Source organism: Ornithobacterium rhinotracheale DSM 15997, assembly GCF_000265465.1.
In the GTDB taxonomy this organism is placed as follows: domain Bacteria; phylum Bacteroidota; class Bacteroidia; order Flavobacteriales; family Weeksellaceae; genus Ornithobacterium; species Ornithobacterium rhinotracheale.
Genome location: NC_018016.1, coordinates 2392247 through 2399175, shown reverse-complemented (window position 1 = coordinate 2399175; position 6929 = coordinate 2392247). Strand labels below are relative to the sequence as shown.

Below are 6929 nucleotides of genomic sequence, written 5' to 3'. Positions count from 1 at the left end.
ATATTTTTCTATGATTAAAGGAACTACTTATATAAGAGTGAGATACGGCGAAACCGACCAAATGGGGTATGCCTATTACGGGAATTATGCACAATATTTTGAAGTAGGACGCGCCGAACTTTTGCGTAATATTGGGCTAAATTACAAGCGATTAGAAGAGCAAGGTATAATGACTCCTGTGCTGAGCCTTTTTTGCAAATACATCGCTCCTGCCAAATACGATGACGAGCTCTGTATCGAAACTTGCATTCCAGAAATACCGACGGGTGCTCGCATAAAATTCACCTACAAAATTACCAACGAAGATGGAAAGTTATTAACAATCGGGGAGACTGAATTAGTATTCGTAGATATGAAAACAGGACGCCCCACAAGCGTCCCTCCTATTTTTGAAGAAACTTTAAAGCGATTAATGCCCGAAAACGGAGATTAAACACCTTTTTCAGTAATTAAAATTTCGTTAAAAGGCTCAAAGCTATTCACAAAAGATTCGTAATTTTTCAAACTTAATTGAAGCTCAAGTGTGCAATCTGCCAAATATTCTTGATTCAGAATTTGCGCATTGAACTTTTCAATGTTACGCATTACAATGTTTTGTGAAGTGTAGGGAAAATTAATGCTCAAATTTTTCGTTTTTTCAATAATTTTGATTTCAGCCTCATCGAGTGTGAGTTCCGCACTTTCTTTATAAGCTTTTATTAAGCCACTTACACCCAGCTTAATACCTCCAAAATAACGAACGGAAACAACCAAGCAATAAGTGAGCTCTCGAGAAAGTAACTGATTATAAATCGGGAGCCCAGCTGTTCCGTTAGGTTCGCCGTCATCATTGGCACGATAATTTTCTCCCTCGAACCCTAAACGATAGGCATAACAATGGTGGGTAGCATCTGGGTATTTTTGCCGTAACTCATCCAAGATTTGTTTCACTTCTTCCTCATCTTGCACAGGATACGCATATCCCAAAAATTTACTCCCTTTCTCTTTGGTAATTATATTCTCAATCGGATTTTTAATGCTTTTACATTCAAAAATCATAGCAAATATTCGTTATTTATATTTTTAAAGGAATGAATTAATTCATCTCCAAAACTTATTGTATTCAAATGCTTTGCATTTTTCAATTCAGGCGATCTCCTACCCGATTCCCAGAAGTTTTTAGTGGATTGAAGAACGCGAGCTTCGTCCCATAAACCTTCGTGTATAAAAGATTTTAATGTTTCTATTCCGCCTTCCACAATTACACTTTGAATCCCTTTTTGGTGCAAATCGTGTAAAATATTCTCAAGCGAAAAATCTCCTAAAAACGATTTTTTTTCATAAATGATAGACTTTTCGTCTTTTACCAAAGTGGTGTTTTTTAAATCTGAAAAATCATTTCCAATAACAATTTTAATGGGATCAACACCTTTAACATATCTACAATTCAACGAAGGATTGTCTATGGCTAAAGTTTTCTTCCCAATCAAAATAGCATTTTCTTCTGAACGCCATTGGTGGCTCAGGTATTTGCTTTTTTGGCTCGTAATCCATTTCTGTTCTCCGTTCTCGGGCGCAAAAAAATGATTGGCAGTTTCTGCCCATTTTAAAATGATGTAAGGTCTTTTTTTAGCATAAAAAGTAAAAAATCTCCGATTAATTTCTAAACATTCTTTTTCTAAAATACCTTCAACCACTTCCACTCCTGCATTTTTAAGGATTTCAACACCTTTTCCATTGACATGTGCTGCGGCATCTCTACAGCCAATTACGACTTTAGGAATTTTATTTTCCACAATAGCATTGGCACAAGGTGGTGTTTTGCCGAAATGTGCACAAGGCTCCAAGCTTACATAAATGGTGGATTTTGACAGCAAAGATTTGTCTTTCACGGAATTAATCGCATTAATCTCCGCATGTGGTTGCCCCGCTTTATAATGCCAGCCCTCGCCTATGATTTTTTCATCGTGCACAATCACTGCCCCCACCACGGGATTAGGATAAGTGGTGCCAAGCCCATTTTGTGCCAATTGAAGACAACGCTGCATGAATTGTTGATGTACCATAATATTGAAAAAAGTCTGTTTTATGACAATTACAAAACAGACTTTTTATACCTTAATAATATATTAATCAAAAATTATTCTTCTGAATCATCGTTTCTGTCTGCCAAAGCATCAAGATTAATTCTCTTTAAATCATTGAATTTAGCTTTTAAGGCATTCAACTCCTCTACATGCGACTCAATGCTAGAGATTGCACTCTTAAACAATGGATTAGAATCATCTGCATTAGAGAAGAAAGACAAATTGGTCTGTAATTGAGAAACTTCTTTTTGTTTTTCATCAATTTTCTTTCTCAAATCAAATTTTAGATTTCTAAGCAATTTATCATCTAGATTTTGTTTGATTTGCTCTAATTGATTCTCCCACTGAGCTTTTTCAATCGCATCTTTATCTAGCCCCGCATCTTTTAAGATTTTTTGCGTTAAATGCGTAAAATCTTTATTGATGTCCAATTTTCCATTTGGCACAAATCCAATCGATGACCAGCGAATGCTGTATTCATTTAACCATTTGAGCAACGCATCTTTGTCAGACGGTTTTTCGGCATTCTTCATTTCCTCTAGCAACTCTTGTTTTGCTTTTAGATTTTGATTTTGCTGCTCAAGTTTTTCGTTATTTCTATTTTTAAATCTATCAAAAAACTGATTATTAGCCTCGTTAAATTCTTTCCAGATTTTGTCTGAATATTTTCTTGGCACATGTCCAATCTTCTTCCACTCGGCTTGGATTCTTTTTACCACTTTAGCCGATTCGTTCCAGTTGGTGCTATCCTTGTGCTCTTTAGCAATTTCAACTAATTTTCGTTTTTTCTCCAGATTTTCCATTTGTTCTGCCTTCATATTTTTGTAGAAAGCATTTTTCTGGCGATTGAAATTGCGCGTAACTTCCTTGAATTTATCCCAAGTCGCTTGGTTTTCAGCTTTTGGCACACGACCGATAGCGAAATATTCATCTCTAAGTTTTTTAACTTCTTTGATCTTCTTTTGCCACAAATTGTGTGATTTAATCTCCTGCCCTTCAATCACTTTGTTTATTGTCTCGATGATTTCATTTTTCTTTTTAAGATTTTCGGCAAGTTTTTCTTGAAGCTGAATGCTTAATTCTTCTTTTCTATCGTGTAATTTAGCTGTTAATTCTTTGAACTTCTGCCAAGTAGGCTCTCTGTGTTCTTCAGCCACAGGCACTGCTTCTTCTTTCCACATGCGGTGTAGATATTGCAACTCGTTCAGAGCTTTTTGCACATTTTCTTCCTGCAATAAATTTTCTGCACGCGCTATGATGGAATGGCGAACATTTAAGTTATGCTCATAATCCATTTTTCTCAACTCTTGATTAAGATCCAAGAATTTGTAGAAGTTGTCTAAATGGAAATAATAATTATTGAAAATATTGCTCGCTTTAGCCTTAGGAATGCGCCCTGCATTATGCCAACGAGTTTTTAATTCTCTGAATTTCTTAAAGATATTGACATCACTATTTGGCTCAGTATAAAGTGCCTTTAGCTCCTCGGTAATGGCTTCGCGCTCCTTTAAACTTTCTTTTTCCTTTAGCTCTATACCTTTATAATAATCTTGCAGGCGATTTTTGTATTCACGATTGATTTTGTTGAAATCATTTCGATCTTTCGTTTCATATTTAAAGTCTATCTCATCACCACCTTGCGCCACGAATTTCTCCTTGGCCTCTTGTTCTGCTTCAGAAAATTGTTTATAAAACGCATCTTTGATTTGGTGAAAAGCTTCTCTGAGTTTTATCACAGGATATTTCCCCATCAAATAAGTGAGTTCCGCCACCAGCTCTGGCATAGACATTTCATCGTAGTCCTTTTGCGGGACTTCGTTTTCTTCGCTTTCATGATCGTTCTCATCCTCCACCGATTGGTCTTGATGTTGATCATTGTCTGCGTTTTCGTCGTAGTCTTTTTCTGGCGCAGGAGCTACCGACTCTGCACTTGTTTCACTTGATGGAGCATTCAACGCGTCCGATTCGTTTACATTTCCGTCTGCATTTAGCAGGTTTTCTTTTTCTATAGACATGGGTTCAAATTTTTCTGCAAAAATTATTATTTAACAAAGCTAATGAATATCAAGCAATCATACTAAATTCTGTCAAGATTTTTTTATATCTTTACATGAAATTTTAACTATAATGATGTGCTTTTAGTTTCATTTATTCATATATGAATCATAAAAGTACAAAAAAAATTTAATTTTTATGACATCTAAAGTAACTTATTTAGGAGAATTAAGAACAGAAGCAACGCACTTGGCTTCTGGAAATGTGATTTTAAGCGATGCACCTGTAGACAACAACGGAAAAGGCGAAGCGTTTTCACCTACCGACACAGTGGCTACTGCTCTTGCAAGTTGTGCCTTGACAATCATGGGGATTAAAGCAGCGTCAATGGACTGGGACATTAAGGGCATTACTGCTGATGTAACCAAGGAAATGTCTGCCGATCCGCGCAGAATTGCTAAAGTTTCAGTGGTGTTTCATGTTCCTTTTAAAACAGATGAGAAACAAAGAAAAATCTTGGAACAAACTGCTAAAACTTGCCCCGTGTACATGAGCCTGCACCCAGATATTGAAAAGGATTTCCAATTTGATTGGGCTTAAGAATCCTTCATTTTTAACTAAAGAAAAAAGCAGTCTTTTTCAAGACTGCTTTTAACACTCAAAAAACAATAAGTGTACTAAGATTAACGGATACGATCTATCGATTTTACAAGCTTCTCGTCCTTTTTAATTCCGCTATTTGCCATAAAAAGCAAAATAATCGAAATCAAAGGCAAAATCAGCCCAATGCCCTTCTGCGAATTGATACCTTCTCCAGGCAAGTTGTATAAATCATATGCCAGTAATCCTACTAGCACTACATTTAAAAATATGTTTATATAATTATAAATTAATTGTCTTTTTCTGTTTCGGTACAAAAATATAACGGCAAAAGACAAAATCCCAGATGATAGAAACATTGCAAAAATTAATGTATAATCGTTGCTCTGCATCCACTCAGAACCCTGCTTCCAGAGATCTACCACATTGGAAATCACTAAAGAAACAATTGCCGCTAAAAATAAAAATACCGATTGAATCCTTTGTATCATCTATATTTTTTTACAAAGTTAAAAAAAATAATGTATTTTAAATAATTTCGCACTCAAAAACCTCGCAAAAATGCTTTTTTAAGCGTTCTTTTACTTCGTTGACATCTACTTTCCTGCCCAATTCACGCTCAAGCGATGCGACTGCTTTTCCCTTGATTCCGCAGGGGATTATGTATTCAAAATACTTTAAATCAGTGTTTACATTCAAAGCAAATCCGTGCATACTCACCCAGCGCGAAGCTTTTACACCCATGGCACAAATTTTACGCGCATAAGGTTTCCCAACATCTAACCAAACGCCTGTTTCTCCTTGGCTTCGTTCACCTTTTAACCCATAATCGCCGATGGTTTTGATAATGACTTCTTCTAAACTTCTCAAATACCAATGAATATCGGTTTTGAAGTTTTCTAAATCCAAAATTGGGTATCCCACAAGTTGCTCTGGCCCGTGATAAGTGATATCTCCTCCTCTATTGGTCTTTACATAAGTTGCTTGAATCTCCTTGAGCTTATCTGCGTTGGCTAGCATATTGTGCTCGTCGCCACTTTTGCCCAAAGTATAGACATGTGGGTGCTGTACAAAGTATAAATAGTTAGGCGTCTCTGTGGTTTCAATTTCGTTGGAAATAGCTCTGCATTCGCTCACATCCTTAGCATTGGCATAATCACGCTCTAGTTGTCGCAAATGCATTTTGATATCTACAATTTCTTTTAATCTTTCCTCTTGAAAATCCCAAACTTGCTGATAATCTTGATTCTCTCCTAAATCCTTAAAAATTACTTTTTTATTGATTGCTCGGTTGAATTTCATAATTGATATTTATTTACGATTTAAGAAAATTTCTGGTTCTGGATAATCTCCATTTTCATCTAAAACAGAAAGTTGATTTTCATCTACCCAAGCTAAAATTTTGTATTTAAGATTTCCGCTTTTTGGTTCAAGCTCGATGCGAGTTCCATCACCGTTGATGTAGGCTTTGCCCTCAAATTTTTCATTGCCGTAATTTAGCGTAAAATCGTCATCATTCAGTTTTAAATCATACTTTTTACCATGTACATCGCCCTCGTATTTTCCATCGAAATCGATTTTATCTACCGAGCTAGTACTGGTTTCCTCTATACTTGCAATATCTTCAGGGCTCAACACTCCCTCCTCTTGATTTTCGCTTTTACACGCAACTAATGAAAACGCTGCAAAAGCAAAACTTAAATATATATTTTTCATTTTATAATCCATTTTGAATTTACTAAAGTAACAATTTTTTGGAACATACCTAAACCGAAACCTAATTTTGTGATGTTTTTGGAATGTTTAAAAGAGAAAACCCTGAATTAAAATCTTTTTTATTTAACTTTAATATTGTCTTGCTTGGAATGACTAAATTTACCAATTTTGCTTTTTTTTCATAAACTGTCACCCTGAACTTGATGCAGGGGCTCAATAATGTTTAAAGTATTTATTTTTACTTGTTTTCTTTGGTTTAAATTTAGCCTTGTCTGCGTAGGTATATATCTTCAAGGTTATAGATGATTAAAATCTTTTGTTCAGCATTGTACACTTGGCGCGTGTTACGCCGAACCTTTTTGATAAGCTTTTCGCTTTTTGTTTGTTTTTTTACCATGTTCTAAGTGGTTTTTGTAAAGTTAGTTTTTTATTTTTTAACTATACTATTTTTAACCTAAACTGGTAAACTTTTTGCTGATGACTTGCACCTAAAATAAAAACAGGTGGGTTTAACTTCCCAAAGGTAAATCCTAAATTCTTGAATAGCCCCCC

Annotated in this window: 9 protein-coding genes and 1 pseudogene; 2 read left to right on the top strand and 8 right to left on the bottom strand. The window is 35.4% G+C overall.

Annotated elements, in window-relative coordinates; all coding sequences use genetic code 11:
• Positions 1 to 10 precede the first annotated feature (10 nt).
• On the top strand, positions 11 to 433 hold the full coding sequence (locus tag ORNRH_RS11435; protein WP_014792001.1) for an acyl-CoA thioesterase: 423 nt from the start codon (positions 11 to 13) through the stop codon (positions 431 to 433).
• Here the strand turns inward: ORNRH_RS11435 and ORNRH_RS11430 are convergent.
• From ORNRH_RS11430 to ORNRH_RS12600, 4 genes and pseudogenes are all read right to left on the bottom strand, one after another.
• Positions 430 to 1038, bottom strand: a complete 609-nt coding sequence (locus ORNRH_RS11430) for an IMPACT family protein (protein ID WP_014792000.1) — start codon at positions 1036 to 1038, stop codon at positions 430 to 432. The genes ORNRH_RS11435 and ORNRH_RS11430 overlap by 4 nt on opposite strands.
• Positions 1035 to 2045, bottom strand: coding sequence for a bifunctional diaminohydroxyphosphoribosylaminopyrimidine deaminase/5-amino-6-(5-phosphoribosylamino)uracil reductase RibD (ribD, locus tag ORNRH_RS11425; protein ID WP_014791999.1), 1011 nt, complete (start codon positions 2043 to 2045; stop codon positions 1035 to 1037). The genes ORNRH_RS11430 and ribD overlap by 4 nt, the downstream gene beginning before the upstream one ends.
• A gap of 74 nt (positions 2046 to 2119) precedes the next feature.
• Positions 2120 to 3433, bottom strand: a complete 1314-nt coding sequence (locus ORNRH_RS11420) for a DUF349 domain-containing protein (protein WP_375600447.1) — start codon at positions 3431 to 3433, stop codon at positions 2120 to 2122.
• Between the two features lie 27 nt (positions 3434 to 3460).
• Positions 3461 to 3817: pseudogene (locus ORNRH_RS12600) on the bottom strand (DUF349 domain-containing protein); the annotation flags it as partial.
• 442 nt (positions 3818 to 4259) lie between these two features.
• Between ORNRH_RS12600 and ORNRH_RS11415 the strand changes: the two are divergent.
• Positions 4260 to 4661, top strand: coding sequence for an OsmC family protein (locus ORNRH_RS11415; RefSeq protein ID WP_014791997.1), 402 nt, complete (start codon positions 4260 to 4262; stop codon positions 4659 to 4661).
• A gap of 83 nt (positions 4662 to 4744) precedes the next feature.
• On the opposite strand, the gene ORNRH_RS11410 is transcribed toward ORNRH_RS11415, so the two are convergent.
• The 4 genes from ORNRH_RS11410 to ORNRH_RS12565 form a co-directional block, all read right to left on the bottom strand.
• Positions 4745 to 5152, bottom strand: a complete 408-nt coding sequence (locus ORNRH_RS11410) for a DUF4293 domain-containing protein (protein WP_014791996.1) — start codon at positions 5150 to 5152, stop codon at positions 4745 to 4747.
• 37 nt (positions 5153 to 5189) lie between these two features.
• Positions 5190 to 5963, bottom strand: a complete 774-nt coding sequence (gene lipB, locus ORNRH_RS11405) for a lipoyl(octanoyl) transferase LipB (RefSeq protein WP_014791995.1) — start codon at positions 5961 to 5963, stop codon at positions 5190 to 5192.
• Positions 5964 to 5972: 9 nt separating this feature from the next.
• The gene (locus tag ORNRH_RS11400; RefSeq protein ID WP_014791994.1) at positions 5973 to 6377 is read right to left on the bottom strand and encodes a hypothetical protein; all 405 of its coding nucleotides are present in this window, start codon (positions 6375 to 6377) and stop codon (positions 5973 to 5975) included.
• A gap of 262 nt (positions 6378 to 6639) precedes the next feature.
• On the bottom strand, positions 6640 to 6774 hold the full coding sequence (locus tag ORNRH_RS12565) for a hypothetical protein (protein WP_014791993.1): 135 nt from the start codon (positions 6772 to 6774) through the stop codon (positions 6640 to 6642).
• Positions 6775 to 6929 lie beyond the last annotated feature (155 nt).